Source organism: Pseudomonas anatoliensis (assembly GCF_017976235.1).
Taxonomy (GTDB): Bacteria; Pseudomonadota; Gammaproteobacteria; order Pseudomonadales; family Pseudomonadaceae; genus Aquipseudomonas; species Aquipseudomonas anatoliensis.
This window is the reverse complement of the sequence record NZ_JACVHC010000004.1, coordinates 39,871-63,964: the sequence shown is the minus strand read 5'-3', so window position 1 is coordinate 63,964 and position 24,094 is coordinate 39,871. Positions and strand designations below refer to the sequence as shown.

The window sequence follows — 24,094 nt, the reverse complement described above, 5'->3', positions numbered from 1 at the left end:
TAACGGCCCGTCGTGAGCCTTGCGAGCAAGACTCACCGCGGAATGTCCGCTGGACGCAGTCTTGCGTAGCTCAGCTACGCAAGCAGCAGTCACAGGTGGCGCGGCACTCATCACGAGCGCAGCGCCGAATGCGCAGTACCTAACGAAGACGGTAAAAAGCATGAATCTTCACGAGTATCAGGGTAAGCAGCTGTTCGCTGAATACGGCCTGCCAGTTTCCACTGGTTACGCAGTAGACACCCCAGAAGCAGCAGCAGAAGCTTGCGACAAAATCGGCGGCAGCGAGTGGGTTGTCAAAGCCCAGGTCCACGCCGGTGGTCGCGGTAAAGCGGGCGGCGTCAAGCTGGTTCGCAGCAAAGAAGACGCCAAAGCCTTCGCACAGCAGTGGCTGGGCAAGCGTCTGGTGACTTACCAGACTGACGCCAATGGCCAGCCAGTCACCAAGATCCTGGTTGAATCGTGCACTGATATCGCTAAAGAGCTGTACCTGGGCGCTGTCGTTGACCGTTCGAGCCGTCGCATCGTGTTCATGGCTTCCACCGAAGGTGGCGTGGACATCGAGAAAATCGCTCACGACACTCCAGAAAAAATTCTGAAAGCCACTATCGATCCACTGGTTGGCGCTCAGCCATTCCAGGGTCGCGAGCTGGCATTCCAGTTGGGTCTGGAAGGCAAGCAGGTTGCTCAGTTCGCCAAGATCTTCGTTGGTCTGGCCAAGCTGTTCAAGGATCACGACCTGGCTCTGCTGGAAGTGAACCCGCTGGTGATCAAGGCTGACGGCGATCTGCACTGCCTCGACGCCAAGATCAACATCGACGCCAACGCAATGTACCGTCAGCCTAAGCTGAAGACTTTCCACGATCCGTCGCAAGACGATCCGCGCGAAGCGCACGCTGCCAAGTTCGAACTGAACTACGTAGCGCTGGAAGGCAACATCGGCTGCATGGTCAACGGTGCTGGCCTGGCCATGGGTACCATGGACATCGTCAACCTGCATGGCGGCAAGCCAGCCAACTTCCTCGACGTAGGTGGTGGCGCTACCAAAGAACGCGTAACTGAAGCGTTCAAGATCATTCTGTCCGACACCAACGTCGCTGCAGTACTGGTCAACATCTTCGGCGGCATCGTTCGCTGCGACATGATTGCCGAAGGCATCATCGGCGCTGTGAAAGAAGTCGGCGTGAAAATCCCGGTTGTTGTTCGCCTTGAAGGCAACAACGCTGAGCTGGGCGCTAAAGTACTGGCAGAAAGCGGTTTGAACATCATCGCTGCTACCAGCCTGACCGACGCTGCTCAACAAGTTGTCAAAGCTGCGGAGGGCAAATAATGAGCGTCCTGATCAATAAAGACACCAAAGTTATCTGCCAGGGTATTACCGGTTCGCAAGGTAGTTTCCACACCCAGCAAGCCATCGAATACGGCACCAAGATGGTTGGTGGTGTAACTCCTGGTAAAGGCGGCACCGAGCACCTGGGTCTGCCAGTGTTCAACACCGTGAAAGATGCTGTTGCTCAAACTGGCGCCACCGCCAGCGTGATCTACGTTCCAGCTCCTTTCTGCAAGGACTCGATCCTGGAAGCGGCTTTCGGCGGCATCAAGCTGATCGTCTGCATCACCGAAGGCATTCCTACCCTGGACATGCTGGACGCTAAAGTTAAGTGCGACGAGCTGGGCGTAGTCCTGATCGGCCCTAACTGCCCAGGCGTGATCACCCCAGGCGAATGCAAGATCGGCATCATGCCAGGTCACATTCACTTGCCAGGCAAGGTCGGTATCGTTTCGCGTTCCGGCACCCTGACCTACGAAGCTGTGAAGCAGACTACTGACGCCGGTTTCGGTCAGTCGACTTGCGTCGGCATCGGTGGTGACCCGATCCCGGGTTCGAACTTCATCGACATCCTGAAGCTGTTCCAGGAAGACCCGAAGACCGAAGCGATCGTGATGATCGGTGAGATCGGCGGTTCGGCTGAAGAAGAAGCGGCTGCCTACATCAAGGCACACGTGACCAAGCCGGTTGTTTCCTACATCGCTGGTGTGACTGCTCCTCCGGGCAAGCGCATGGGCCATGCTGGCGCAATCATCTCTGGCGGCAAAGGCACTGCAGACGAGAAGTTTGCTGCCCTGGAAGACGCAGGCGTTAAAACCGTGCGTTCGCTGGCAGACATCGGCAAGGCTTTGTCCGAGCTGACCGGTTGGGCTGTCAAGTAAGCCTCGCGCTTAGCTGACGCTTTACCAGGCAAAGGCCACCTTCGGGTGGCCTTTGTTGTTTCTGAAGATCAAAAGATCGCAGCCTTCGGCAGCTCCTACATAAACCTCATCCCAAATCACCTTGGAATGCCATCCCATGTAGGAGCTGCCGAAGGCTCGGGCCGCGATCGGACGATCTTTTGATCTTTGCTTCATTAAAGGAAATTTAAATACGTAAACGCGACACAGAAACGTCGGGTATCGGATAGTTCGCCCTCAAACAGTGCGTTTATCAGGCAAATTCGTTAGGCTAGCAGCCATTTTTGCGTCTGCCGCCCACAAGGCATGCACCGCGCGTTACGGGTCAGTCCCATACGGATCGACAGCATTTCCCTAATCCCACAGGGCAATTCCCCTCTAAATTCCGATTCAGTAGTGTGGTATTTCCTTAATGAAAGTTTTGAAAGGTCAGGACATCCTGGCACTTGGTTTTATGACATTTGCCCTGTTCGTTGGGGCCGGTAACATCATCTTCCCGCCTATCGTCGGCTTGCAGGCCGGACCTCATGTCTGGATGGCGGCGTTAGGATTTCTGATCACGGCGGTCGGTTTGCCGGTGATCACCGTGGTTGCGCTGGCCAAGGTCGGTGGCGCGATGGATGCCCTGAGCAGCCCGATCGGCAAAATTGCCGGTGGTGTGCTGGCTGCCGCGTGCTACCTGGCGGTCGGCCCGCTGTTCGCTACCCCGCGTACGGCGACCGTGTCGTTCGAAGTGGGCCTGGCGCCGTTGACCGGCGAGAGCCCGTTGGCGCTGTTCCTCTACAGCTCGGTTTATTTCCTGCTGGTGTTCTTCATCTCGCTGTATCCGGGCCGTTTGCTGGATACCGTTGGGCGCTTCCTCGCGCCGTTGAAGATCATCGCGCTGGCCGTGCTGGGCATCGCTGCCTTCGCCTTGCCGGCCGGTGATATCGGTCACGGCACGCCGGAGTACGTAGCGGCGCCGTTCTCCCAGGGTTTCATCAATGGTTACCTGACCATGGATACCCTCGGTGCACTGGTGTTCGGTATCGTCATCGTTAACGCGATTCGCTCCCGTGGCGTCGAGTCGCCAGCGCTGATCACCCGTTACGCGATCATCGCCGGGCTGATTGCCGGTGTCGGTCTGGCGCTGGTGTATGTCAGCCTGTTCCGTCTCGGTTCGGGCAGCCATGAAGTGGCCGTCGGTGCCACCAACGGCGCGGCGGTATTGCACGCTTATGTGCAACATACCTTCGGCTCGTTGGGCAGCGGTTTCCTTGCGGTGCTGATCTCGCTGGCGTGTCTGGTGACGGCGGTGGGTTTGACCTGCGCCTGTGCCGAGTATTTCAGCCGTGTGCTGCCACTGTCATACAAGACGCTGGTGATCATCCTGGCGGCGTTCTCGCTGCTGGTGTCCAACCTCGGGCTGACCAAGCTGATTGCGTTCTCGATCCCGGTGCTGACCGCTATCTACCCGCCGTGCATCGTGTTGGTAGCGCTGAGCTTCTGCAAAGACTTCTGGCATGAGCATGGCCGCATCCTCGGCCCGGTGATGCTGGTGTCGTTCCTGTTCGGTCTGATCGACGCGCTGAAAGGTGCTGGTCTCGCCGACGGGCTGCCGTCGCAGCTGTCCAACCTGCCGCTGAGCGAGCAGGGTCTGGCCTGGCTGGTGCCGTGCGTGATGACTCTGGTGGTCGCGGTGGTTTGCGATCGCCTGCTGGGCAAGCGTAGCGAAGCCATTGCCTGACGTCGTCTCCTGACCCGTCACAAGCAGGTCATGAACGCTTAAACAGAAATGCCCCGTATCAATCGATACGGGGCATTTTTTATGGGCATCAGGCAGTGTCTTTTTCCCTGAGCTAACGTCGAAGGGTTGCACAGGTTTTAGGTGGGAGTGAGCCTGCTCGCGATCACGGTGGCACATCCAGAACAGATGTGACTGACAGACCGCTATCGCGAGCAGGCTCACTCCTACAGGTATCGTGTTCACACATCACAAGGAACCGCATGTCGTTCATCCAGGCCAATCTGATCCATCTGCTCGCCGCACTCTGGTTTGTCATCTGCTGGGGCGGCTACACCCGATACGCCAGCTGGAAGGCTCGCGACACCGCGTGTCTGGCCAGCGTGCTGCACCTGTACCGCGAAGACTGGATGCGCCGCATGTTGCTGCGCGACAACCGCATCGCGGACGCCAGCGTGATCGGCAACCTTGAGCGTAACGCCTCGTTCTTCGCTTCCAGCACCCTGATCATCCTCGCCGGTATTCTCACCGTGCTGGGGGCTTCCGATCGCGCAGTGTCATTGCTGGCGGATATTCCGATGGTGCAGCAGGCCTCGCAAGGCATGTCGGAGATCAAGTTGCTGTGCCTGGCAATGGTATTTGTCTACGCGTTTTTCACGTTCAGTTGGTGCATGCGCCAGTACAACTTTGCGGCGATTCTGGTGGGCTCTGCGCCAATGATCGGTGAGCGCCAAGTCTCGGAGCTGGAGCGCAAAGCCTTCGCTTCGCGAGCGGCGCGAGTGATTTCAATGGCGGCCAACCAGTTCAACTTCGGCCTGCGCTCCTACTACTTCGGCATGAGCATGTTGGCGTGGTTTGTCAGCCCTTGGTTGTTCATGCTGATGAGTGCCGGAGTGGTCGTCGTCTTGTACCGCCGCGAGTTTCATTCCGACGTTCTCGATGTCATGGTCTATACCCCTACAGAGGCGCCCATTCCCGAGGCGAGCAAAGAGGTTGTTTCATGAGTATTCCGTTCTGGTGTGTGTTTATCAGTGCCCTGTTGATTTATATCGCGCGCCTGCCGGTGGGCAAGGCCATGAAAGAGCAGGGCGGTTATAACAACCACTTGCCGCGTCAACAGCAGGCACAGCTGACCGGTTACGGCGCGAGGGCGCTGGCGGCGCACCAGAACAGCATAGAGGCGTTCATCTTGTTCGCAGTGGGAGTGCTGATGGCGCACACCACGCAAACGGCGGGATGGCTGATCGATACATTGGCGATCATTTTTGTCATCGCGCGGATCATCTACTTGTGGCTCTACCTGGCTGATAAGCCTGCGTTGCGTAGTCTGGTCTGGCTGGTCGGTTTAGTGTGCTCGTTGTTGCTGATGATTAGTCCGACTTTTAGAACTGTCCTGCTCTAAGGCAGTATTGCCGGTAAATCACAGACAAAAGAAAACCCGCACTTGGCGGGTTTCCTTTTTTTCACACCAGAAAGCGAATTACTGCTTTTTGGCGGCTTCTTCTTGTGCAGCTGCGTTCGATTCTGCCTGAGCTTTGGCAGCTTCGGCGTTTTCTTTCGCAGCGTCGTTCACTTTATCCTGAGCTTTGTTCATGTCTTGCTGAGCTTGTTCAGCATGTTGGTTTGCATCTTGAGCTTTGTCCTCGGATTTTTTATCGCAGGCAGCGAGACCGAGGGAAGCGGTCAACATCAAGGCAATAGCTAAAGTCTTACGCATGGGGTGTTTCTCCTTATGGAAAATAACTACTGGCCTTAAGAACTCAGCGCCGAGGGTTAAGTTCCTCATTTGTTTCAGATATATAAGATCTTTTTTCAGTGGAACTTTTACGGTTTTTCCTACTACTGGCAAAAGGCTCTAACGAGAGTAATTATCATATGGCTGAAAACCCCGTTTTTGAGCGTGCGACGCGATTTCTTTCAGCGTTGCGCCACTGCCAGGTTCTTGGGTTGCAAGTGCACAGCGCCTCTGCCGATGGGCTCACGGTGATCCTGCCATACAGCACGAAAATCGTCGGTAACCCGCAGACAGGCGTGATACATGGTGGCGCTATCACTTCTTTGATGGACACTGCGTGCGGCATGTCCACCCTGTGCGTGCTGCCCGAGTTCGAAGTCTGCCCGACCCTCGATCTGCGCATCGACTACATGCACGCCGCAGAACCCAACAAAGACGTCTACGGCTTCGCCCAGTGCTATCGAGTGACGACCGATGTGATCTTCGCTCGCGGCTTCGCCTACCAGGATGATCCCGAGCAGCCGATTGCTCACGTCGTTGGCACTTTCATGCGCATGGGCAAAAACATCAGGGGCACCAAGGGTTTTGGTGGCGCTATCAAGGGAGAGGGCCAGTGAGCGACGACCTCAAGGTTCAGTTGCAGCGGGCCCATGCGCAGGGCGACTACGCGCCGCTGCTCAAGTTGATTCCGTACGCCGGGCTGATCGGCATCGAGTGCTCACGCGTGGGCGATGACTTGCTGTTCAAGCTGCCGGCGAACAAGGACAACATTGGTAACCCTTTATTGCCGGCGATTCATGGCGGGGTGATTGCCGGGTTCATGGAACTGGCCGCAGCCCTGCATTTATTGATTTTCACCGGGGCACCGGGCGTGCCGAAGATCATCGATTTTTCCCTCGATTACCTGCGCGCCGGGCAGTTTCGCGACACTTGGGCCAGGTGTCAGGTCTGTCGCCAGGGGCGGCGGGTGGCTAACGTTGCCATCACGGCGTGGCAAAGTACCGAAAGCGAACCGATCGCCACTGCTCGGGCGCACTTCAAAATCGATGAGCCCTTGAAATCCTGAACACTGCCCCAAACTCAGATGACAACCCGCCGCAGACCATTTCGGGTCGCGGCCACTGCCATCTGATTGGAGTTTGATGACCATGAGTGTGGAAACTCAAAAGGAAACCCTGGGCTTCCAGACCGAGGTGAAGCAACTGCTGCACCTCATGATCCATTCGCTGTATTCCAACAAGGAAATCTTCCTTCGCGAATTGATCTCGAACGCCTCTGACGCTGTCGACAAGCTACGCTTCGAAGCCCTGGCCAAGCCTGAGTTGCTCGAAGGTGGCGCAGATCTGAAAATCCGTGTGAGCTTCGACAAGGACGCCAAGACCGTCACCCTCGAAGACAACGGTATCGGCATGAATCGTGACGATGTGATCGCCCACCTGGGGACCATCGCCAAGTCGGGCACCGCCGATTTCATGAAGAATCTGTCGGGCGATCAGAAAAAAGATTCGCACCTGATCGGCCAGTTCGGTGTGGGCTTCTACTCAGCCTTCATCGTTGCCGACAAAGTTGACGTGTACAGCCGTCGCGCCGGAACTGACGCCAGCGAAGGCGTGCACTGGTCGTCGAAAGGCGAGGGCGAGTTCGAAGTCGCCACCATCGAAAAACCAGAACGCGGCACCCGCATCGTCCTGCACCTCAAAGCTGCAGAAGACGAGTTCGCCGATGGCTGGCGTCTGCGCAACATCATCAAGAAGTACTCCGACCACATCGCTTTGCCGATCGAGCTGCCGAAAGAAGTCACGGCTGCCGAAGGCGAAGAGGCGCCAGCGCTCGAGTGGGAAACAGTCAACCGCGCCAGTGCTCTGTGGACCCGTCCGCGCACCGAAGTGAAGGACGAGGAATACCAGGAGTTCTACAAGCACATCGCCCACGATTTCGAGAACCCGCTGGCCTGGAGCCACAACAAGGTTGAAGGCAAACTCGAATACAGCTCGCTGCTGTACGTGCCGGCCCGCGCACCGTTCGATTTGTATCAGCGTGAAGCGCCGAAAGGCCTGAAGCTGTACGTGCAACGCGTGTTCGTGATGGATCAGGCCGAGTCGTTCCTGCCGCTCTATCTTCGCTTCATCAAAGGCGTGGTCGACTCCAACGACCTGTCGCTGAACGTGTCGCGGGAAATTCTGCAGAAAGACCCGATCATCGACTCGATGAAGTCGGCGCTGACCAAGCGTGTGCTCGACATGCTGGAAAAACTGGCGAAGAACGAGCCTGAGCAATACAAGGGCTTCTGGAAGAACTTCGGTCAGGTCATGAAAGAAGGCCCGGCAGAAGACTTCGCCAACAAGGAAAAAATCGCGGGTCTGCTGCGTTTCGCGTCGACCAACGGCGACGAAGGCGAGCAGATTGTCGGTCTGGCCGATTACCTGGCACGCGCCAAGGAAGGTCAGGACAAGATCTACTACCTCACCGGCGAAACCTACGCGCAGGTCAAAAACAGCCCACACTTGGAAGTCTTCCGCAAGAAAGGCATCGAAGTGCTGCTGCTGACCGACCGTATCGACGAGTGGCTGATGAGCTACCTCAGCGACTTCGACGGCAAGTCCTTCGTTGACGTGGCACGCGGTGACTTGGATCTGGGCAACCTGGACTCGGAAGAGGACAAGAAAGCCGCAGAAGAAGTCGCCAAGTCCAAAGAAGGTCTGGTCGAGCGTCTGAAAACCGCGCTGGGCGATTCCGTCGCTGAAGTGCGGGTTTCCCATCGCCTGACTGATTCGCCGGCCATTCTGGCCATCGGCGAACAGGACCTGGGTCTGCAAATGCGTCAGATCCTCGAAGCCAGCGGTCAGAAGGTGCCGGATTCGAAGCCTATCTTCGAATTCAACCCGAGCCACCCGCTGATCGAGAAACTCGACGGTGAGCAGAGCGAAGAGCGTTTCGGCGACCTGTCGCACATCCTCTTCGATCAGGCAGCCCTGGCCGCCGGCGACAGCTTGAAGGATCCGGCCGCTTACGTGCGCCGCCTGAACAAGCTGCTGGTTGAACTGTCGGTTTGATGAAGTTGTAAAAAAACCCGCTTCGGCGGGTTTTTTCATTCTGGTGTTCAAATAATCAGGAGTCAGAAATGAGCCAAGTCACAGTACGTTCCGTGATCTATCAGATTGATGGTCAACCTTATGAAGGTCGACTGGCATTCGACGCCGAGCACAAAGGCGCGCGTCCGGGTTTGTTGATGGCGCCGAACTGGATGGGCGTCAGCGCTGGCGCGGAAGAAATCGCCAAGTCAGTGGCGGCCAAGGGCTACGTGGTGTTGATCGCTGATGTCTACGGTCAGGCCGTGCGTCCGCAGAACGCTGATCAGGCCGGTGCGGCGATGATGCCGCTCAAGGATGATCGCGCACTGCTGCGCACGCGTATGCAGGCTGCGTTCGAGCAGTTACAGACTCAGGGCGAAGCGGCAGTGGATACTTCGAAACTGGCGGTGTTCGGTTTCTGCTTTGGCGGCTGCTGTGCGCTGGATCTGGCGCGTACCGGTGCGCCGGTGAAGGCTGCCGTTTCGTTCCACGGCACGCTGGATTCACCGAATCCTGCTGATGCGCAGAACATCAAAGGCTCGGTGCTGGTACTGCACGGCGCGTCCGATCCGTTGGTGCCGAAGGAGCAACTGCCTGCCTTCGAAGACGAGATGAACGCGGCGAAGGTGGATTGGCAATTGCTGAGCTACGGCGGTGCGGTGCACTCATTTACCGACCCGCACGCCAATGTGCCGGGCAAGATGATGTACGACGCGAAGACGGCCAAACGGGCGTTCAAGTCGATGCATGACTTGCTGGATGAAGTGTTCAGCGGCTGATTGTTTCAAGGTCAAAAGATCGCAGCCTTCGGCAGCTCCTACATTGATCCTGTGTAGGAGCTGCCGAAGGCTGCGATCTTTTGCTTTAACGTCTCAACGCGGTAACTCGATCCGCTCACTTTCCCCCGGCACCGTCGGCCAATCCCCGGCCGCCCATTTACGCCGTGCCTCATCAATCGCTGCCGGATCGCTCGCAACAAAATTCCAGTTGATCCGCCTCGGTCCGTCCAGCGGCGCGCCGCCGAACACCACAGCGTGAACATCGCTCTCGGCAAACAGACTCATTTCTTCCCCAACCGGCAACACCACCAGCGCATGCGGTTCGACCGTTTCGCCGTTCAGTTGTGCATCGCCACTCAATATATACAGCGCCCGCTCTTCATGCTCTGTGGGAATCAGCAATGTGGTCGCTGTTTGCATCTTCACTTCGGCATACAACGTAGGAGAAAGCACCGGAACTGGCGATTCCAGACAAAAGCCTGACCCGGCAATCATCCGAATCTGCACGCCGAGGTTATCGCTGACCGGCAAGGTCGCTGCCGGGTGATGGCTGTAATGCCCCGGGCCTTGTTCATGATCCTTGGGCGAGGCCAGCCAGATCTGCAAACCGTGCATCGTGAAACTCTGATCCCACAGCGGCGCCGGCGTGCGTTCAACGTGGGCAATCGCGCTGCCGGCGGTCATCCAGCTGACATCGCCAGCGCTGACTACCTGATCGGAGCCGAGGCTGTCCTTGTGCTGGAGTTGGCCTTCAAACAGATAGGTCAGTGTCGACAGACCAATGTGCGGATGCTGTCGGATGTTCATGCCTTTGCCCGTCGGATAAACCGTTTCGAGCATGTGATCAAAAAACACGAAAGGCCCGACGCTGCGGCATTTGGCTGACGGCAACGGGCGAAGAATCGGCTGGCCTTCGACGTCTTCGGCTCGTGGGCGGATGATCAGGGGTTGCGTGTCCATGGTGCATTCCAGGCTGAGCGGGTGATGCCAGAAGCATAACCCGCCGCTGGCATCAGGATGGTTATTGGCTGTCGAAGCCTTGTGGGGCATGGGTTTCGATGCTGACTTCGCTGGTGGTCATGAGCTTGTGGATCGGGCAACGGTCGGCGACTCGCAGCAGTTCCTCGCGCTGGGCGTCGGTGAGCACGCCTTTGAGGGTAAGGGTGACGTGCAGGGCGTATTTGCCTTTCTGTTCTTCACTGTTATCGCGTTTGACCTCGACACCCACGCCGGTCAGCGGGATGTCTTTCTTCTTCGCGTACATCTTCAGGGTCAGGGCCTTGCAGGCGCCGAGTGCGGCGTCGAAGTAATCGTGCGGCTCTGGCGCCGTGCCTTCGCCGCCGGCAGAGGCCGGTACGTCGGCAAACAGTTCGTGTTCATCGATCTGGACAGTGTGACGAAAACCTTCAGCGGAGACGGTATTGACGGTAACGGTCATGTGAACCTCACTGGCAGCAGGAAAAGTCGTTCGATCAAAAAGACCTTGCAGTTATAGAGCATTCCCACCGGCACGCGTTCCACTTTCCTGCGGGATGAACCCTTGGGGGCAGGGCGGGGTCTAGGCTATGCCTACTTGCCGGAGATTAATTGTGTCCCTGTATCGTTTGAGTCTTGCCTGTTTGCTGGTGCTTGCCGGTAGCGCCAGCGCCCGCGAATACACCTACAGCGATGCGCACCTGCACTACGTGGATTTTTTCCAGGAAACCGCCGGCATGCCGAAATTGCTGACGGCCATGAAGGAAAATTCCATTGAGCATGTGATGATTTCCGGCATTCCCGTGGCGAAAAAGTGGCACGAGGACGAACCGAAGCGCCCGCGCTATTACGCCGGTGATGATGCCGACGCCTACTGGTACAGCGCCACCGACGTGATCGTCGCTGATGCCGTGCAAAAACTGACGCCTGAGCAGCGGCCGTACTTTCATCCGTTCCTGTCAGGCTTCAACCCGAACGACAAGAATTCCGCAGCGCATATTCAGCGCATGCTCGAACTGTATCCGGGGCTGTGGCAAGGCATTGGCGAAGTGTTCACGCGGCATGACGACCTGACGGCGCTGACGTCCGGTGACACGCCGCGCGCTAACAATGAGGCGATGACCAAGATCTATCACTTGGCGGCAGAAAACGATCTGCCGGTGATGGTGCATTCCAACATCACCTCCAAGCGTGAGAGAAATCCGCTGTACCTGCAGGAAATCGAACAACCGCTGCGTAATCACCCGCACACGCGGTTCATCTGGGCGCATGCCGGCACCAGTGCGGAAATACATCGGCACCAGACACAACTCGACTTTCTCCTGCCGACCCTCACGCGCATGCTCGAGGCATATCCGAATCTGTTCATTGATCTGTCGTGGAGCATGCTCAAGCCGTATCTGCTGGATGAACAGGGCAAGCCGCGCCCGGAATGGCTGGCGCTGGTTGAAAAATACCCGGAGCGCTTCATGCTCGGCTCGGATGTTGTAGGGCGATTCAACAAGCTCGGTGAGGAAATGCACAACTTCGCGCCTTTCCTTGATGCACTTCCCGACGATGTTGCACAAAAGGTCGCTCGCGATAACTTCCTGGCGATATTGCCGCGAACAGCGCTCAAGTCCGGCAAATCGCGCTGAATCGTTAATGCCGAGGGTTAGAAGTATTAAGGCGTTTTGATATCACGTTTTCGTCTTACGCAAATTTCTGCCGGGCCGATACCTTCTAGAGCAACCCGCTGTAGGTTGATGCAGCGCTTCTGGAAGGAACCAAAGCAATGAGTATCCGTAGTCTCAATATTGCCCCGCGCGCCGGCCTCGGTTTTGGCCTGTTGGCGTTGATGGTGTTTGCCCTTGGGGCGTTCGCCCTGCTGCAAATGTCGAACATGCGCGCCCAGTCCGACGAGGTCGACAACAACTGGCTGCCGAGCGTGATGGCGGTCGGTGAGATGAGTCAGGACATGTTGCGCCTGCGCGCGCTGACCATGCGCCTGTTGCTCAATCGTGATCCGCAGGCATTGCAGCAGAATGTCGCCAAGCTCAATGACCTGCTCGGGGTACTGAATGAGGCCCAACAGCGTTATGACGTGCTGATCGTGCTGCCTGAAGAGCGCCAATTGTTTGATCGCTTCAAGGTGGCCGAGCAGCAATATCTGGAGCTTCAGGCGCAGGTCATGCAGTTGTCTGCGCAGAATCGGGTGGAGGAGGCGGCGCGCATTCTCAATGGCGAGATGAGCCCGTTGGCCGATGAAATCGCCGTACTCCTGCGTCAGCTGGTTGAACTGAACAAACACAATGCCAATCTCGCTACCGAGGCCGCGCGGCTGGTGTTCACTCATTCGCGGGTTTGGGTCGGGGTCATGATCGGCGTTACCGCGCTGATCACCATCGGTCTGGCGCTGTTGCTGACGCGCAGCATCGTATTGCCACTGGCGCAGTCCTTAGGTGTGGCGCAAGTGGTGGCCGGCGGAGATCTGACCGGCGACATCAACATCTCTGGCAAGGACGAGCCGGCGCGGTTGCTGCAAGCGCTCAAAAGCATGCAGCACAACCTGCGCGACACGATTCGGCAAATTTCCGAGTCGTCCAGTCAGTTGGCTTCAGCGTCAGAAGAGCTGAGTTGCGTCACGGAAGACGCTACGCGTGGGCTGCATCAGCAGAGTCTGGAAATCGAGCAGGCGGCGACAGCGGTAAATCAGATGACCGCGGCAGTGGAGGAGGTGGCCAGCAATGCTGTGGCGACCTCCGAGGCCTCGCGCGAATCCGATCGCATTGCCCAGCATGGCCGCCAGCAGGTGCAGCAGACCGTATCGTCAATCGAATCTCTCGCCGAGGACGTGACGGCCAATGCAACCCAGATGGAAGATTTGGCGCAGAAGGTTCATGGCATCAGCAAAGTGCTGGATGTGATCCGCTCGATTGCCGAGCAGACCAATCTGCTGGCGCTGAACGCGGCGATCGAAGCCGCACGGGCTGGCGATGCCGGGCGCGGTTTTGCAGTGGTCGCGGATGAGGTGCGGGCGCTGGCGCATCGCACTCAGCAGTCGACTCAGGAAATCGAGCAGATGATCGGTGGCATTCAGCAAGGCACGGATTCAGCGGTCGATTCGATGCAGCAGAGCAACGTGCGGGCGCGTGCGACGCTGGACCTGGCCAAGTCGGCCGGAACTGCGCTGGAGGAGATTGCCTCGGCGTTCACCTTGATCAACGAGCGCAATCTGGTGATCGCCAGTGCTTCTGAAGAGCAAGCGGCGGTGGCGCGGGAGGTGGATCGCAATTTGATGAATATTCGCGATCTGGCGATGCAGACGTCGGCGGGGGCGAATCAGACCAGTGCGGCGAGCCAGGAGTTGTCGCGATTGGCGGTGGATTTGAACAGCATGGTGGCCAGGTTCTCGGTCTAAATGCACCCTCCCGAAATATCCCTGTAGGAGCTGCGGCACGCTGCGATCTTTTGATCTTGAAAACAGGATCAAAAGATCGCAGCTTCGTTTCACTCGACAGCTCCTACAAGGGGTTGTGTCGTTGCAGAAATCGCAGGCAATAAAAAGCCCCACAATCGCGGGGCTTTTTTACATCGCGTCGGATCAGCTGCCTTTCACAGCCTTGCCGTTGACCGTACCGTCCTGGAGCATGATGTTGTACTCCTTGCCGTCGGTTTCAACTTGTTGCAAGCGAACCAGCAGGTAATCCCAGTCCTTGGCAAACCAAAGGACGGTGATGCGCTTGCTTTGTGTCGGGTCGCGTACGCGCTCGACCTTGATCGCATCGATCTTGCCTGCCTTGGTGTCGACTTTTTCCGAGCCAAGCACGCGGAAGTCATAGGTATCGATTTCGCCGTCATCGACCACTTGGTAGCTCATGGTCTTCTTGCCGGCGGCAACATCATGTTGCAGTGCCAGCTGATAAGTCGATTTGTCGACCATGCCACGGTTCAGCGGGATTTTCACCGCATCGCCACGGTCGGTGCCGGTGACCAGTTTGTTGGTCCAGTCGAAGTCCAGATCAGCCTTCTTGGCCTTGCCCAGACCGCCACGTTCGAAGTGGTAGGACTGCGGCAGCAGCGTGTCTTTGTCCAGGGTCAGGGAGCTGGTCTCAGTGAGGCTGGCGATCATCATCGACGCCTTGAAGCTGAGCGTCCAGACGCCTTTGGCATCCTTGGACAGGCTGCGTTCGGCAGTGCCGCTCATCGGCAGCTGTTTCCAGTCGGCGGTGTAGCTGGCGGAGAACGGTTGAAGGTCTGCCGCCTGCGCGAAAGGCAGGGCGAGCAGTGCGCAAGCAAATAGCAGGGCGCGACGCATAATATCTCCTAGTGTCGAATCAAATGGCCGCTGGCCGCGAGTAACTGGCCGTCCAGTGAAGCACCTGCGTCCCCGAGTGCAAGCCTGCCTTCGGCAAACCAGCGTACAGCCATGGGGTAGATCAAGTGTTCCTGAGCATGCACTCGCTGCGCCAGACTCTGCGGCGTGTCGTGCAACTCTACCGGTATTACTGCCTGTACGACCAGTGGTCCGCCATCGAGTTCCTCGGTGACGAAGTGGACGGAGCAGCCGTGCTCGGTGTCGCCGGCCTCCAGCGCGCGCTGATGGGTGTGTAACCCTTTGTATTTGGGCAGCAGCGAAGGATGGATGTTGAGCAGGCGACCCTGATAGTGGCGAACGAAGTCAGCGCTGAGAATACGCATGAAACCGGCCAGTACCACGAGTTTGGGATTGAATTCGTCGATCAGTTCGATCAGGGCAGCATCGAAGGCCTCGCGACCTTCGAAAGCCTTGTGATCCAGCGAGCGGGTGGCGATACCCGCGTCACTGGCGCGTTGCAGGCCGTAGGCGTCGGCGCGGTTGGAAATCACCGCAGCGATGCGGACCGGGCTTTCGCCGGTCCGCGTGCTGTCGATCAAGGCCTGCAAGTTACTGCCGGTGCCGGACAACAGCACCACGACATCACAGGTTGCGGACATTAATGAGCCTTAAGGTTCTTCAGTTCGACCTGAGCAGCGCCTTCGGCAGCGACTGCGATCTGACCGATGACCCAAGGCTGTTCGCCAGCGTCACGCAGGGTGTTCAGGGCAACTTCAACGTGCTCCTGAGCCACGCAGATGACCATGCCGACGCCGCAGTTCAGAACGCGGTGCATCTCGGTCTCGTCAACGTTGCCTTTCTCTTGCAGCCAGTCGAAGACGGCCGGGCGATTCCAGCTGGCGACGTCAACCACGGCCTGAGCGCCTTTTGGCAGAACGCGCGGGATGTTGTCGAGCAGGCCACCACCGGTGATGTGGGCCATGGCTTTAACCGCGCCGGTGTCTTTGATCAGCTTGAGCAGCGGCTTCACGTAGATGCGGGTTGGGGCCATCAGCAGGTCGGTCAGCGGTTTGCCGTCGAGCTGGATGTTTTCGATGTCGGAGCCGGACACTTCGATGATCTTGCGGATCAGCGAGTAGCCGTTGGAGTGCGGGCCGGACGAAGGCAGGGCGATCAGCGCGTCACCGGTGGCGACTTTCGAGCCGTCGATGATTTCGGCTTTTTCCACGACGCCGACGCAGAAGCCGGCCAGGTCGTAGTCTTCGCCTTCGTACATGCCAGGCATTTCAGCGGTTTCGCCGCCAACCAGCGAGCAACCGGACAGTTCGCAGCCGGCGCCGATGCCGGTCACAACCTGGGCAGCGGTCTCGACGTTGAGTTTGCCGGTGGCGTAGTAATCGAGGAAGAACAGTGGCTCGGCGCCGCACACCACCAGGTCGTTGACGCACATGGCGACCAGGTCGATGCCGATGGTGTCGTGCTTGTTCAGGTTCAGGGCCAGGCGCAGCTTGGTGCCGACTCCGTCAGTGCCGGAAACCAGTACTGGCTGCTTGTAGCCGGCCGGGATTTCGCAGAGGGCGCCGAAACCGCCCAGGCCGCCCATGACTTCCGGACGCGCAGTGCGCTTGGCGACGCTCTTGATGCGTTCGACCAATGCTTCACCGGCGTCGATGTCTACACCGGCGTCCTTGTAGCTCAGGGAGGGTTGCTTGCTCATGATCCAGGCCTTTAGGGGGGATTCAGGGGTAACGACCGAGTTCAGCGGGGCGCCGAAGTCGATGGGGCGATAGCCTCACGCGAGTTTCGAGGTGCCCGGCTGTTGCCGGTCTGCGAAGGCGCGCGATTTTATCAGGCTTGAGGGGCAGCGGCCATCCTCGTACCGACGGGCAGGGCCATATCACCCGAAATTTTTTGCAATTGAGGCGTACGGCTGCCTGTATAAGGTGTGGCAATTAACCGTCTATCGTTATCACTGTGCAAAAACTTACCGCCGCCGTGTGAATGTTTGGTGTTGGCAGATTGTCACAGCCTTGCTCAACCGATTCACGCGGCCTGTTCCAGCCGCTCCTGTCGACGGGAATTCTCCATGCGTTTTTGTAAATTGTTGTTTGTGGGCTGTTTGTCTTTGGTCAGCCTGGCGAGTCATGCCGAAAACCTCAAAGGTCTTTATCAAGTGCGTGAGCCGGTCCAGGGCCAGGCTCCTGAGGAGCGCGAGCGTGCTACTCAGGCCGCGCTGGATACGTTGGTATTGCGCCTGACCGGTGACCCAAAAGCTGCGCAAAATCCGGGGTTGGCAGCCGTTCGCAAGGATCCGCAGCAGATCATCAGTCAGTTCGGTTTTGACGCCGGGCCGCCGGAGGTGCTGAAAGTCGACTTCGATCCGAACAGTACCGAGCAGGCATTGCGCCGCGCCGGATTGTCCCTGTGGGGCGCCAGTCGGCCGTCGATACTGAGCTGGTGGCTGAACGACTCGGCTGAAGGTTCGAGTCTGGTCGGTGATGGTCAGGCGGCTGCGGCGCCGTTGCGCACAGCCGCTCAGCATCGTGGTTTGCCATTGCGTTTGCCTTTGGCCGATCTGAGTGAACAACTGGTCGCCACGGCGCCGGCACTCGAAGGCACGGATGCCGCGCCTTTGCGCGATGCTTCGGAGCGCTATAACGCTGACGCCTTGTTGGCTGTGCATGCGCGTGAAGAGGGTGGTCAGTGGCAGGCCAAATGGCATTTGTGGCTAGGTGATCAAAAAGAAGCGGGCAGTGTGCAAGGGGCGGATCAGGCAGCCGTTGCGGATGCAGTGATGCTTGCGGTTGCCCAGCGCCTGGCGCCACGCTTTGCCGCCAAGCCTGGGGCAAGCGGGCAGCAGACCCTGGAAGTGCAGGGCATGAATCTTGAACGTTACGCCGCGTTGTTGCGGTTACTTGAGCCGTTTGGCGTGCGTCTGAAAAGCGTTGATGGCGATCGTATCGTCTATCGGGTCAATGGCAGTGCCGATCAGATGCGCGCGCAGTTGTCGCTGGCCAAGTTGCAGGAACTGCCAGCCGAAGCTCCGGCTCCGGTGGCAGCGCCGCAGCCGGCGGTGGCAGGTTCAACACCGGTCGCGGCTCCGACCCCGACACCTGCAGCGCCGTCATTGCGGTTTCGCTGGTAAGTCTTTCCTTATATAGAAGCAGTAGGAGTGGTACATGGCCGATACGCGGCGTTGGTTTTGGCTCGGTGGGGTAGTCCTGCTTTGCGTGTTTGTGTGGTTATTGCACTCGATCCTCACGCCGTTTCTGGTGGCGCTGTTGTTGGCGTATCTGTTCGATCCGCTGGTGGATCGCCTGGAGAAGCTCGGTTTGTCGCGCACCTGGGGCGTTATCGCGGTGTTCACTTTGTTCACGCTGATCGTTACCGCGCTGATGCTGGTGTTGGTGCCGATGCTCGCCAAACAGCTGCTGCGCCTGTACGAACTGATGCCGCAGATGCTCGACTGGTTGCAACACTCGGCAGTGCCGTGGGCGCAATCGAAGCTGGGGCTGTCTGACGGCTTCTGGAAATTCGACAAGGTCAAAGCAGCGATCAGTGAGCACATGGGCCAGACCACCGACATTGTCGGCGTGGTGCTGAGCCAGGCGACGGCTTCGAGTCTGGCGCTGATCGGCTGGCTGGCCAATCTGGTGCTGATCCCGGTGGTGAGTTTCTACTTGCTGCGCGACTGGGACTTGATGATGGCCAAGATCCGCAGCCTGTTGCCGCGCGATCGTGAGCCAACCATCGTCGCGCTGGCCGGTGAATGCCATGAAGTGCTGGGGGCATTCGTGCGCGGACAGTTGCTGGTGATGGTGGCGTTGGGGGTGATTTACGCCGCGGGGCTGATGATCGTTGGCCTGGAACTGGGGCTGTTGATTGGTCTGATCGCGGGGCTGGCGGCGATCGTGCCGTATATGGGCTTTGTGATCGGCATCGGTGCGGCGTTGGTTGCCGGGTTGTTCCAGTTCGGTGGCGATCTTTATCCGATGGTCGGGATCGTCGCCGTGTTCATGGTCGGTCAGGCCCTGGAAGGCATGGTGTTGACCCCGTTGTTGGTAGGCGACCGGATCGGCCTGCATCCGGTGGCGGTGATCTTCGCGATCCTGGCCGGCGGCGAGCTGTTTGGCTTCACCGGTGTGTTGCTGGCACTGCCGGTGGCGGCGGTGATCATGGTGCTGGTGCGTCATATGCACGACTTGTACAAGGATTCCGACATTTATAGTGGCGCTGACGAGCCGGAGCTGTAGTGGAGAGGGGCGACCCGGCGAATAGCCGGGTTGGCCCGTGTCTTGCGGGGAATGCTGGATCGAATGCGTCAGAGAAACTGTCATAAAACCAGTGTGTTAACGCAAACCTTTGATTTTGCTTGGACTCTGTCGCATTGTGCGCTCAGCTTCACGGGTATAAACTTCGCCAACTTTACACAGAGGCCACTAACGGTTCCTTTGAGAACTGTTCAGTCAGCATGAAACCGATTCAGCTGCCCCTAGGTGTGCGTCTGCGTGACGACGCCACCTTCATCAACTACTACCCAGGCGCCAATGCCGCTGCACTCGGCTATGTCGAGCGCCTATGCGAAGCCGACGCCGGCTGGACGGAAAGCCTGATCTATCTGTGGGGCAAGCACGGCGTAGGGCGTACGCATCTGTTGCAGGCTGCTTGTCTGCGTTTCGAGCAGATGGGTGAACCGGCGGTGTATCTGCCGCTGGCCGAGTTGATGGATCGCGGCACCGAAATTCTCGACAACCTTGAACAGTACGAACTGGTTTGCCTGGATGACTTGCAGGTGATTGCCGGCAAGGCTGATTGGGAAGAGGCGATGTTTCATCTGTTCAATCGTCTGCGTGACAGCGGTCGGCGCTTGCTGATCGCCGCGTCCACCTCGCCACGCGAACTGCCGGTCAAACTGGCGGACTTGAAATCACGCCTGACGCTGGCGCTGATTTTCCAGATGCGCCCACTCTCCGATGAAGACAAATTGCGTGCGCTGCAATTGCGCGCATCGCGTCGTGGTCTGCATCTGACCGATGAAGTCGGGCATTTCATTTTGACTCGCGGCACTCGCAGCATGAGCGCGCTGTTCGAACTGCTGGAGCAACTCGATCAGGCCTCTTTGCAAGCTCAGCGCAAGCTGACAATTCCCTTCCTGAAAGAAACGCTCGGTTGGTAGCCAACCCTTGAAAATTGCGGCTTGCAGCATGCTTCGGCATCTTTCAGGCGCCAGAAAATCCGCTTTTCTGCACAGCGTGCAGACCGCGTATCGGTTCAAATGGGCTTAAGCGCTTAGATGTAAACGAGAAACCGAGAAGTCACAAAAAGATCGATTGAATTTGCAAATGAGGATGATAGCGGGCATAGTCTCGGCTTCTTTACAACTATCAGCCACGGTCGTGCCCATGCTAAAGCGCTTCGCACCCCTCGTGCCTCTCGCACTCGTCACCCTGTTGTACGGTTGCGCTGCTCATTCTCCAGTTCAAGAGCAGCCACAACAGGTTGAAAATTCTGCTACTGCCCAGTCTTCCGTTATTTACCAGGAAGAGCTGGACACCGAAAAAGAACTGTCGGATTTCAACGGCAACAAGCCTTACCAGCTGCCAGTTCTGGCCGACAGTATTCTCGAACGCGGCATGTCCCTGATCGGTACCCGTTACCGCTTCGGCGGTACCTCTGAAGCCGGTTTCGATTGCAGCGGTTTCATCGGCTACCTGTTCCGCGAAGAAGCTGGCATGAACCTGCCACGCTCCACTCGCGAAATGATCAATGTGGATGCGCCGCTGGTTTCGCGCAAAAACCTTGAGCCGGGCGATCTGCTGTTCTTCGCCACCAATGGTCGTCGCGGTCGCGTCAGTCACGCCGGGATCTACCTGGGTGACAACCAGTTCATTCACTCCAGCAGTCGTCGCAGTGGCGGTGTTCGCATCGACAGCCTGGGTGACAGCTACTGGAGCAAGACCTTCATCGAAGCGAAACGCGCTCTGGCTAACGCTCCAACTGTAGTCACTGCTCGCAAGTAACTCCCCGATGTCGCTGCGTTCGCGGCGACAATCAGGCTCCCGGCAACGGAGTAGACCTATACTTTACAAGGTGAAGTTAAAGTCTTACTTGAAGTTTGCCGCGTAGCCGCTAGAATCCTGAATCTATATTGATGGCAAACCGCCTGCGTGCTGACGCAGGCGGTTTTGTTTTCTGTCCCTCCGGCAGAAAAAGCCGCAGCCAGATCAGGATGTTCTGCTTATGACCATGTCGGCCCGCCTCACATTGATCTTTTTCGCAGCGCTGCTCAGCGCCTGCGCCAGCCGTACGCCGCCACCAGCACCCGTGGTGCGCGCTCCGGTGGTCTTCGGCCCCTCGCAATCATTCTCGCCCGCTGCTGAAGACGTGCTGTTCCGCGCGCTCGGTCTGGTTGGCACGCCTTATCGCTGGGGCGGCAATACACCGGACTCGGGATTCGATTGCAGCGGGCTGATAGGTTTTGTTTACCGTGATGCGGCGGGTATTTTGCTGCCAAGAACCACGCGCGACCTGATCGTCATGCAGGCGCCGAATGTGGGTAAGGAAGGTTTGCAGACAGGTGATCTGATCTTCTTCGCCACCAATGGCGGTTCGCAGGTCAGTCATGCGGGGATTTATGTCGGGGAAGGGCGCTTCGTGCATGCGCCGGCAACCGGTGGCACGGTGAAGCTCGATAGCCTGTCGAAGGCGTATTGGCAGAAGGCTTATCTGAGTGCGAAGCGGGTGTTGCAGCCGGAGCATCTGGCGCGTAACCCGTAATTGAGGTCGACGCTGATCCCTGTGGGAGCGGGCTTGCCCGCGATGGCGGTGGATCAGTCAAAGAATGCTCTGGCTGAAGAGGCCTCATCGCGGGCAAGCCCGCTCCCACAGGTGATGTGTGCAGCGTTAGTGTATTTACTTCGCTGAAGACACCCGCCACACCTTGTTCCCCACATCATCAGCCACCAGCAAGTCACCTTGCTGGTCGATCACCACGCCTACCGGGCGACCCAGTGCGTTCTCGTCCTTGTCGAGAAAACCGCTCAGCACATCCACCGGCTGGCCCGTCGGTTTGCCTGCCGCGAAGGGTACGAAAATCACTTTATAACCACTGTGCGGCTTGCGGTTCCAGGAGCCGTGCTGGCCGATGAATGCGCCTTCCTTGAACTGCGCTGGCAGCTTGTTGCCCTCGGCGAACGTCAGACCCAGCGAAGCGGTGTGTGGGCCAACGGCGTAGTCCGGCGCAATGGCTTTGGCGACCAGATCGGGGTTCTGCGGTTCTACGCGCACATCGACGTGCTGGCCGTAATAGCTGAACGGCCAACCATAGAAGCCACCGTCCTTGACCGAAGTGATGTAGTCCGGCACCAGATCGCTGCCGATTTCGTCGCGCTCGTTGACCGCGGTCCACAACGCGCCACTGGTGGGCTCCCACGCCAGGCCGTTGGGGTTGCGGATGCCCGATGCGAAGATGCGGTGATTGCCGGTTGCGCGGTCCACTTCCCAGATCGCTGCGCGGCCATCCTCTTTATCCAGACCGTTTTCGCCGACGTTACTGTTCGAGCCGACTGTGACGTACAGCTTGCTGCCGTCCTTGCTGGCGATGACGTTCTTGGTCCAGTGATGGTTGAGCGTGCCGCCAGGCAGATCGACAACTTTGATCGGCTGCGTCTTGATTTCGGTCGCGCCGGGTTCGTAGTTGAAGCGCAGCAGGCGATCGGTGTCGGCGACGTACAGGTCGTTGCCAACCAGCGTCATGCCGAACGGTGAATTGAGATTCTGCAGGAATACCGTGCGCGTTTCGGCCACGCCATCATGGTCGGCATCGCGCAGTAGAGTAATGCGATTGGGGCTTGGTACGCCGGCGCCGGCCTTGCCCATGACTTTTTCCATGACCCAGCCGCGCACGCCTTTGCTGTCATCAGGTTTGGGCGGTGCATTGGTTTCTGCCACCAGCACATCGCCATTGGGCAACACATAGAGCCAGCGCGGATGATCGAGGCCTTCGGCAAACGCGGCGACTTGTGTGCCTGCCGCAGCGGTTGGTTTACCGCCCGCGGGCCAGCCGACCGCGGGGGCGATATTCACCGTCGGGATCAGGGTTTTGTTCGGTTCGGGCAGTTTCGGTGACGGGCCGGTGCCGTCGATGACCTGCAGGCTGGACGATTCACCACAGGCGGCGAGCCCTCCGGCGAGGGCGATGACGAAAACGAGCTGGGGCTTGCGCATTGCTGATCTTCCCTATGAATGCATTCCTAGTCATAGAGGAGCGCGCAAGCCCGATGGTTCAACTGCTCAGCCGCGGGCTTCTTTGAACAGCACGGCAATGCCCGGGTGATAGTTGCCGGCTTCATTGCGCAATTTGCGATAGGCGTAGGGGAAATACCAGGCGACGGCGCAGGTGTGTTCCTTTTGCAGGTCGTCGACCATGTCCTGCAATTCTTCCGGGCTGGCGCTGTGCTGGGCTTTTTGCGGGGCGACAAACAGGCAGCCGAGTTTGAGGTCGCTGGCGTAGCTGAGGCGTTTGGCGTCGTTGGTGATATCCAGCAGGGGTTGAGTCAGGTTGAGGTTGTTGACGCGTGGCCAGCGTTGCGTGGCCTGGATAAATGCGCGGTCTTCGGCACCCGCCAGGAACAGATCGGCGCGGGCGTTGCGCTCGCCTTCCTCGTTCTGCTTGCGGGTGGCGGTGTCGCGCAACGTCACCAACTCCGCCACCCAGGCGGCCGCACAGAGCAATCCGAGATTGGCTTTCTCGTCATGCCAGTAGGGCGTGTCACTGTCGCCGCGCACGGCGTTGTAGCGGTCGATACAGTCAAACCAGCGTTCTAGCACCGGGCGCAGGAATTCCAGGCGCGGATTGCTGATGATCATGCCTTGCATCGTAATCATCCTTATTGTTGTGGTGTGCTTTCGCGGCAAAAGCATGGCTCTTTGATATCATTTGTTTCAGCGTGGCACAAGATTGGTGTCGGATAATTGATCGGCGGCAGTTATTCGCCCGATGACCCCCTCTTTAATTGACGCTCCACCCCCAACCCTCTAACCTTCGCGGCTTGTTTCAGGTGCTCTGTGACCTGCGTCGACAGAGTGAAACAGGGAAGCCGGTGAGGGTTGTCTTCAAGCGAAGAACAACCACGATCCCGGCGCTGCCCCCGCAACGGTAAATGAGTGAAAACTGCGTCTTGTGCCACTGCTTAACAGCGGGAAGGCGCGCAGTCAGGCGAACGCCGCTCATGAGCCCGGAGACCGGCCTGATCCATCCAGCGGCATCACGGTGGGCGATGCCAGGCT

24 protein-coding genes, 1 pseudogene and 1 riboswitch are annotated in these 24,094 nt (G+C 58.3%); of the genes and pseudogenes, 17 read left to right on the top strand and 8 right to left on the bottom strand.

Annotated features, from left to right (window positions below; translation table 11 throughout):
• Positions 1–160 precede the first annotated feature (160 nt).
• The 5 genes from sucC to ICA16_RS13830 all read left to right on the top strand — a co-directional run bounded on the left by sucC (position 161) and on the right by ICA16_RS13830 (position 5,351).
• Positions 161–1,327, top strand: a complete 1,167-nt coding sequence (gene sucC / locus ICA16_RS13850; RefSeq protein WP_007919879.1) for an ADP-forming succinate--CoA ligase subunit beta — start codon at positions 161–163, stop codon at positions 1,325–1,327.
• Positions 1,327–2,208 (top strand): succinate--CoA ligase subunit alpha, encoded by an 882-nt coding sequence (gene sucD, locus ICA16_RS13845; protein WP_042558294.1) that lies wholly within the window; start codon positions 1,327–1,329, stop codon positions 2,206–2,208. The genes sucC and sucD overlap by 1 nt, the downstream gene beginning before the upstream one ends.
• Before the next feature lie 430 nt (positions 2,209–2,638).
• Positions 2,639–3,952, top strand: coding sequence for a branched-chain amino acid transport system II carrier protein (gene brnQ, locus ICA16_RS13840; protein ID WP_150601214.1), 1,314 nt, complete (start codon positions 2,639–2,641; stop codon positions 3,950–3,952).
• A gap of 260 nt (positions 3,953–4,212) precedes the next feature.
• On the top strand, positions 4,213–4,953 hold the full coding sequence (locus ICA16_RS13835) for a DUF599 domain-containing protein (protein WP_150618445.1): 741 nt from the start codon (positions 4,213–4,215) through the stop codon (positions 4,951–4,953).
• Positions 4,950–5,351, top strand: coding sequence for an MAPEG family protein (locus tag ICA16_RS13830; RefSeq protein WP_150601216.1), 402 nt, complete (start codon positions 4,950–4,952; stop codon positions 5,349–5,351). The genes ICA16_RS13835 and ICA16_RS13830 overlap by 4 nt, the downstream gene beginning before the upstream one ends.
• 78 nt (positions 5,352–5,429) lie before the next feature.
• Here ICA16_RS13830 and ICA16_RS13825 read toward each other — a convergent pair whose 3' ends face one another.
• Positions 5,430–5,666 carry a hypothetical protein gene (locus tag ICA16_RS13825; protein ID WP_007959016.1) on the bottom strand — a complete coding sequence of 79 codons (237 nt, stop codon included), beginning with the start codon at positions 5,664–5,666 and terminating at the stop codon, positions 5,430–5,432.
• Positions 5,667–5,824: 158 nt separating this feature from the next.
• On the opposite strand from ICA16_RS13825, the gene ICA16_RS13820 reads away from it, so the two are divergent.
• The 4 genes from ICA16_RS13820 to ICA16_RS13805 all read left to right on the top strand — a co-directional run bounded on the left by ICA16_RS13820 (position 5,825) and on the right by ICA16_RS13805 (position 9,534).
• Positions 5,825–6,301: a PaaI family thioesterase gene (locus ICA16_RS13820; RefSeq protein WP_210700831.1), complete on the top strand. Its 477-nt coding sequence runs from the start codon at positions 5,825–5,827 to the stop codon at positions 6,299–6,301.
• Positions 6,298–6,750, top strand: a complete 453-nt coding sequence (locus tag ICA16_RS13815; RefSeq protein WP_150601218.1) for a PaaI family thioesterase — start codon at positions 6,298–6,300, stop codon at positions 6,748–6,750. The genes ICA16_RS13820 and ICA16_RS13815 overlap by 4 nt, the downstream gene beginning before the upstream one ends.
• Positions 6,751–6,832: 82 nt before the next feature.
• Positions 6,833–8,737 carry a molecular chaperone HtpG gene (htpG, locus tag ICA16_RS13810; RefSeq protein WP_150618448.1) on the top strand — a complete coding sequence of 635 codons (1,905 nt, stop codon included), beginning with the start codon at positions 6,833–6,835 and terminating at the stop codon, positions 8,735–8,737.
• A gap of 68 nt (positions 8,738–8,805) precedes the next feature.
• Positions 8,806–9,534 (top strand): dienelactone hydrolase family protein, encoded by a 729-nt coding sequence (locus tag ICA16_RS13805; RefSeq protein ID WP_150618449.1) that lies wholly within the window; start codon positions 8,806–8,808, stop codon positions 9,532–9,534.
• 93 nt (positions 9,535–9,627) lie between these two features.
• Here the strand turns inward: ICA16_RS13805 and ICA16_RS13800 are convergent, their stop codons facing one another.
• Together ICA16_RS13800 and ICA16_RS13795 are read right to left on the bottom strand one after the other, a co-directional pair.
• The gene (locus ICA16_RS13800) at positions 9,628–10,494 is read right to left on the bottom strand and encodes a pirin family protein (RefSeq protein ID WP_210700830.1); all 867 of its coding nucleotides are present in this window, start codon (positions 10,492–10,494) and stop codon (positions 9,628–9,630) included.
• A 61-nt stretch (positions 10,495–10,555) separates the two neighbouring features.
• Positions 10,556–10,972 carry an OsmC family protein gene (locus ICA16_RS13795; protein WP_042558302.1) on the bottom strand — a complete coding sequence of 139 codons (417 nt, stop codon included), beginning with the start codon at positions 10,970–10,972 and terminating at the stop codon, positions 10,556–10,558.
• 151 nt (positions 10,973–11,123) lie between these two features.
• Between ICA16_RS13795 and ICA16_RS13790 the strand changes: the two genes are divergently transcribed.
• The 3 genes and pseudogenes from ICA16_RS13790 to ICA16_RS28445 all read left to right on the top strand — a co-directional run bounded on the left by ICA16_RS13790 (position 11,124) and on the right by ICA16_RS28445 (position 13,909).
• Positions 11,124–12,146, top strand: a complete 1,023-nt coding sequence (locus ICA16_RS13790) for an amidohydrolase family protein (protein ID WP_210553674.1) — start codon at positions 11,124–11,126, stop codon at positions 12,144–12,146.
• Positions 12,147–12,283: 137 nt separating this feature from the next.
• Positions 12,284–13,054 (top strand): annotated as a pseudogene (locus ICA16_RS28450) (MCP four helix bundle domain-containing protein); the annotation flags it as partial.
• Positions 13,046–13,909 (top strand): methyl-accepting chemotaxis protein, encoded by an 864-nt coding sequence (locus ICA16_RS28445; protein WP_411959647.1) that lies wholly within the window; start codon positions 13,046–13,048, stop codon positions 13,907–13,909. The pseudogene ICA16_RS28450 and the gene ICA16_RS28445, both read left to right, overlap by 9 nt.
• Before the next feature lie 183 nt (positions 13,910–14,092).
• Here the strand turns inward: ICA16_RS28445 and ICA16_RS13780 are convergent, their stop codons facing one another.
• From ICA16_RS13780 to purM, 3 genes are read right to left on the bottom strand one after another with little or no spacing between them, the layout of a single operon-like run.
• On the bottom strand, positions 14,093–14,806 hold the full coding sequence (locus tag ICA16_RS13780) for a DUF3108 domain-containing protein (protein ID WP_210700829.1): 714 nt from the start codon (positions 14,804–14,806) through the stop codon (positions 14,093–14,095).
• An 8-nt stretch (positions 14,807–14,814) separates the two neighbouring features.
• Positions 14,815–15,465 (bottom strand): phosphoribosylglycinamide formyltransferase, encoded by a 651-nt coding sequence (gene purN / locus ICA16_RS13775; protein ID WP_210553673.1) that lies wholly within the window; start codon positions 15,463–15,465, stop codon positions 14,815–14,817.
• Entirely contained in the window at positions 15,465–16,523 is a 1,059-nt protein-coding gene (gene purM / locus ICA16_RS13770; protein WP_042558307.1) for a phosphoribosylformylglycinamidine cyclo-ligase, read from the bottom strand. Before purM ends, purN begins: the two co-directional genes overlap by 1 nt.
• Before the next feature lie 369 nt (positions 16,524–16,892).
• Between purM and ICA16_RS13765 the strand changes: the two genes are divergently transcribed.
• From ICA16_RS13765 to ICA16_RS13745, 5 genes are all read left to right on the top strand, one after another.
• Positions 16,893–17,951 (top strand): DUF2066 domain-containing protein, encoded by a 1,059-nt coding sequence (locus ICA16_RS13765; protein ID WP_210700828.1) that lies wholly within the window; start codon positions 16,893–16,895, stop codon positions 17,949–17,951.
• A 34-nt stretch (positions 17,952–17,985) separates the two neighbouring features.
• Positions 17,986–19,059 carry an AI-2E family transporter gene (locus ICA16_RS13760; RefSeq protein WP_150601227.1) on the top strand — a complete coding sequence of 358 codons (1,074 nt, stop codon included), beginning with the start codon at positions 17,986–17,988 and terminating at the stop codon, positions 19,057–19,059.
• A 218-nt stretch (positions 19,060–19,277) separates the two neighbouring features.
• A complete protein-coding gene (hda, locus tag ICA16_RS13755) occupies positions 19,278–19,982 on the top strand; it encodes a DnaA regulatory inactivator Hda (protein ID WP_150601228.1) in 705 nt (234 codons plus the stop codon).
• Between the two features lie 226 nt (positions 19,983–20,208).
• Entirely contained in the window at positions 20,209–20,826 is a 618-nt protein-coding gene (locus ICA16_RS13750) for a C40 family peptidase (RefSeq protein WP_210700827.1), read from the top strand.
• Between the two features lie 220 nt (positions 20,827–21,046).
• Positions 21,047–21,583 carry a C40 family peptidase gene (locus ICA16_RS13745; RefSeq protein WP_150601230.1) on the top strand — a complete coding sequence of 179 codons (537 nt, stop codon included), beginning with the start codon at positions 21,047–21,049 and terminating at the stop codon, positions 21,581–21,583.
• Between the two features lie 135 nt (positions 21,584–21,718).
• Here the strand turns inward: ICA16_RS13745 and ICA16_RS13740 are convergent, their stop codons facing one another.
• Positions 21,719–23,032, bottom strand: a complete 1,314-nt coding sequence (locus tag ICA16_RS13740; protein WP_210700826.1) for a PQQ-dependent sugar dehydrogenase — start codon at positions 23,030–23,032, stop codon at positions 21,719–21,721.
• Positions 23,033–23,098: 66 nt separating this feature from the next.
• Positions 23,099–23,683 carry a hypothetical protein gene (locus ICA16_RS13735; protein ID WP_210700825.1) on the bottom strand — a complete coding sequence of 195 codons (585 nt, stop codon included), beginning with the start codon at positions 23,681–23,683 and terminating at the stop codon, positions 23,099–23,101.
• A 163-nt stretch (positions 23,684–23,846) separates the two neighbouring features.
• A riboswitch (cobalamin riboswitch) is annotated at positions 23,847–24,072 on the top strand.
• Positions 24,073–24,094 lie beyond the last annotated feature (22 nt).

Excerpts from the sequence above, each read along its gene's own strand:
- sucC (WP_007919879.1), top strand. The coding sequence starts at position 161 with ATGAATCTTCACGAGTATCAGGGTAAGCAGCTGTTCGCTGAATACGGC.
- sucD (WP_042558294.1), top strand. The coding sequence starts at position 1,327 with ATGAGCGTCCTGATCAATAAAGACACCAAAGTTATCTGCCAGGGTATT.
- brnQ (WP_150601214.1), top strand. The coding sequence starts at position 2,639 with ATGAAAGTTTTGAAAGGTCAGGACATCCTGGCACTTGGTTTTATGACA.
- ICA16_RS13835 (WP_150618445.1), top strand. The coding sequence starts at position 4,213 with ATGTCGTTCATCCAGGCCAATCTGATCCATCTGCTCGCCGCACTCTGG.
- ICA16_RS13830 (WP_150601216.1), top strand. The coding sequence starts at position 4,950 with ATGAGTATTCCGTTCTGGTGTGTGTTTATCAGTGCCCTGTTGATTTAT.
- ICA16_RS13825 (WP_007959016.1), bottom strand. The coding sequence starts at position 5,666 with ATGCGTAAGACTTTAGCTATTGCCTTGATGTTGACCGCTTCCCTCGGT.
- ICA16_RS13820 (WP_210700831.1), top strand. The coding sequence starts at position 5,825 with ATGGCTGAAAACCCCGTTTTTGAGCGTGCGACGCGATTTCTTTCAGCG.
- htpG (WP_150618448.1), top strand. The coding sequence starts at position 6,833 with ATGAGTGTGGAAACTCAAAAGGAAACCCTGGGCTTCCAGACCGAGGTG.
- ICA16_RS13805 (WP_150618449.1), top strand. The coding sequence starts at position 8,806 with ATGAGCCAAGTCACAGTACGTTCCGTGATCTATCAGATTGATGGTCAA.
- ICA16_RS13800 (WP_210700830.1), bottom strand. The coding sequence starts at position 10,494 with ATGGACACGCAACCCCTGATCATCCGCCCACGAGCCGAAGACGTCGAA.
- ICA16_RS13795 (WP_042558302.1), bottom strand. The coding sequence starts at position 10,972 with ATGACCGTTACCGTCAATACCGTCTCCGCTGAAGGTTTTCGTCACACT.
- ICA16_RS28445 (WP_411959647.1), top strand. The coding sequence starts at position 13,046 with ATGCAGCACAACCTGCGCGACACGATTCGGCAAATTTCCGAGTCGTCC.
- ICA16_RS13780 (WP_210700829.1), bottom strand. The coding sequence starts at position 14,806 with ATGCGTCGCGCCCTGCTATTTGCTTGCGCACTGCTCGCCCTGCCTTTC.
- purN (WP_210553673.1), bottom strand. The coding sequence starts at position 15,465 with ATGTCCGCAACCTGTGATGTCGTGGTGCTGTTGTCCGGCACCGGCAGT.
- purM (WP_042558307.1), bottom strand. The coding sequence starts at position 16,523 with ATGAGCAAGCAACCCTCCCTGAGCTACAAGGACGCCGGTGTAGACATC.
- ICA16_RS13765 (WP_210700828.1), top strand. The coding sequence starts at position 16,893 with ATGCGTTTTTGTAAATTGTTGTTTGTGGGCTGTTTGTCTTTGGTCAGC.
- ICA16_RS13760 (WP_150601227.1), top strand. The coding sequence starts at position 17,986 with ATGGCCGATACGCGGCGTTGGTTTTGGCTCGGTGGGGTAGTCCTGCTT.
- hda (WP_150601228.1), top strand. The coding sequence starts at position 19,278 with ATGAAACCGATTCAGCTGCCCCTAGGTGTGCGTCTGCGTGACGACGCC.
- ICA16_RS13750 (WP_210700827.1), top strand. The coding sequence starts at position 20,209 with ATGCTAAAGCGCTTCGCACCCCTCGTGCCTCTCGCACTCGTCACCCTG.
- ICA16_RS13745 (WP_150601230.1), top strand. The coding sequence starts at position 21,047 with ATGACCATGTCGGCCCGCCTCACATTGATCTTTTTCGCAGCGCTGCTC.
- ICA16_RS13740 (WP_210700826.1), bottom strand. The coding sequence starts at position 23,032 with ATGCGCAAGCCCCAGCTCGTTTTCGTCATCGCCCTCGCCGGAGGGCTC.
- ICA16_RS13735 (WP_210700825.1), bottom strand. The coding sequence starts at position 23,683 with ATGCAAGGCATGATCATCAGCAATCCGCGCCTGGAATTCCTGCGCCCG.